This is a genomic window from Rhizobacter sp. P3_B12 (genome assembly GCF_056402895.1).
This window is the reverse complement of the sequence record NZ_JBFUGN010001061.1, coordinates 1-2,029: the sequence shown is the minus strand read 5'-3', so window position 1 is coordinate 2,029 and position 2,029 is coordinate 1. Positions and strand designations below refer to the sequence as shown.

At 69.8% G+C, this 2,029-nt stretch carries 4 protein-coding genes; all 4 read right to left on the bottom strand.

The genetic code is table 11. The features are described 5' to 3' along the window. Nucleotides 1–48: 48 nt before the first annotated feature. Complete coding sequence (gene tolQ / locus AC1D01_RS32065) at nucleotides 49–771, bottom strand: protein TolQ (RefSeq protein ID WP_477873548.1); 723 nt, start codon at nucleotides 769–771, stop codon at nucleotides 49–51. Further along, a complete protein-coding gene (gene ybgC / locus AC1D01_RS32060; RefSeq protein WP_047504625.1) occupies nucleotides 768–1,178 on the bottom strand; it encodes a tol-pal system-associated acyl-CoA thioesterase in 411 nt (136 codons plus the stop codon). Before ybgC ends, tolQ begins: the two co-directional genes overlap by 4 nt. Nucleotides 1,179–1,236: 58 nt before the next feature. Next, nucleotides 1,237–1,623, bottom strand: coding sequence for a TssQ family T6SS-associated lipoprotein (locus AC1D01_RS32055; RefSeq protein WP_477873547.1), 387 nt, complete (start codon nucleotides 1,621–1,623; stop codon nucleotides 1,237–1,239). Then, the coding region (locus AC1D01_RS32050; RefSeq protein ID WP_477873546.1) for a PEGA domain-containing protein at nucleotides 1,620–2,029 on the bottom strand (410 nt) is incomplete at its 5' end. The genes AC1D01_RS32050 and AC1D01_RS32055, both read right to left, overlap by 4 nt.

Genomic DNA, 2,029 nt, shown 5'->3' with positions numbered 1-2,029 from the left:
TCTCGGCGATCGTGCGGCGGCGCGTGCCGCGGCCGGCGACGGCAGGCATCAGCGCACCCCTGCCGAGCCGCTCACGCCTGCCGGGCCCGTCGCGGGCAGCGGCTGCGTCGCGTTGCGCTGCAGGATGTTGGAGAACTCCTCGATGAAGGTCTCCAGCTGGATCGCGATGCGGTCGATGTCACGCGCGAAGCGGTTGTAGGCGATCACCGCCGGGATCGCGGCGAACAGCCCGATCGCGGTGGCGACCAGCGCCTCGGCGATGCCGGGCGCGACCGTCGCGAGCGTCACCTGCTGCAGGTTCGACAGCCCGACGAAGGCGTGCATGATCCCCCACACCGTGCCGAACAGCCCGACGTACGGCGACACCGAACCGACCGAGGCGAGGAAGGACAGGTTCGATTCGACCGCGTCGAGCTCGCGCTGGAAGCTCGCGCGCATCGCGCGGCGCGAACCGTCGAGCAGCGCGCCGCCGTCGACCACGCGCCGCTCGCGCAGCTTCATGAACTCGCGCATGCCCGACGCGAAGATGCGCTCCAGCGGCGCGCTGTGTGCCTTCTGCGAGGCGGCGCTGAACAGGTCGTTCAGGTTCTTGCCGGCCCAGAATTCGCGCTCGAAGTCATCGTTCATCGTGCGCACGCGGCGCAGGCCGAACAGCTTGCCGAAGATCACCGTCCAGCTGCCGAGCGACACGAGCAGCAGCCCGGCCATCACGAGCTGAACCACGAAGCTGGCATGCAGGACGAGGCTGATGATGGAGAAGTCTTGGTTCATGCGATGGCGTCGAGGATGTCGTTGGGAATGCGGCGCGGCTTGAAGGTTCCGGTGTCCACGCAGCCGATGCGGATCTCGCCCTCGGCCAGCGTCTGCCCGCCACGGCAGGCCGCCTGCGCGAGCCGGATGCTCGCACGCCCCGATTCGACCACACGCACGCTGACTTCCAGCAGGTCGTCGAGCCGGGCCGGGCTCAGGTAGCGCACGCGGGTGTCGGCGACGACGAACATYGCGCCGCCTTCGGTGCGCATGCGCTCCTGGTGGAAGCCGAGCGAGCGCAGCCATTCGGTGCGTGCACGCTCGAAGAATTTCAGGTAGTTGGCATAGAACACCACGCCGCCGGCGTCGGTGTCTTCCCAGTAGATGCGCAGCGGATGGAGGAAGGCGGGAGCTTCGGTGGACGTCATGGGGCGCGAACAGCAGGCCGCGGGGCTGCACGGCGCGGTTCGCGCCATGCGGCGCCGATTATGGCTGCACGCGCTTGTAGACCGGCCCCCAGACGGGGTGACCTTGTTCCGACTTGTTCAGCGCGAAGGCCGGGTCGGCGTGGCGCGCGGCGCGGAACGCCGCCTCGCAGTCGCTGGTGCGGCTGCTGGTGCAGTAGATGAACGCGAGCTGCTTGTGGGCCGCGGCGCGGTCGCGCGGCGACACCAGGCCGGTCGACAGCGCCAAGTTCAGCTGCTTCTCGGCCTCGGGGTACTGGCCGTCTTCATAGGCGCGGATGCCGGCCTGCAGCGCCCGTTCGGCCGGCCGCGAGGTGACGTCGAGCAGGCCGACCGGCGGGGGCTGGGTCAGCGCGCAGCCGGTGGCAAGCAAGGTTGCAGCCACCATGACAACGGGAAACAGTCTCATGATCCGAATCGGTATTTGAGGTTGACCGGTTGGCCCGGCACGACGTTGACCGTCGAACTGTACGGCGGAAAGTCGTCGTTGCGAATCGTCACGACATGGCGGCCCTCGGACAGCGTCAGCTCGTTCAGCGGCGGTGCGGTGCCGACCGACCTGCCGTCGACCTCGACCTGGCCCCACGGGCTGATGGCCAGCCGCACGATGCCGGTGGCAGCGACGACCGGCGCCGTCGCGGCAGCACGCTCGCGGGCCTCGCGGGCACGGCGTTCCTTCAGGGTTTCCTTCGGCGGCACCGGTGCCTTGCGGGGGGCGTCGTTGCCCGAGGCGGCGGCCAGCACCGGCTCGGGTGCGGCGGCCACGGCCGCCGGCAGCATGGCCGCTGCGATGTTCACTGGGGCCGAGGCACCGG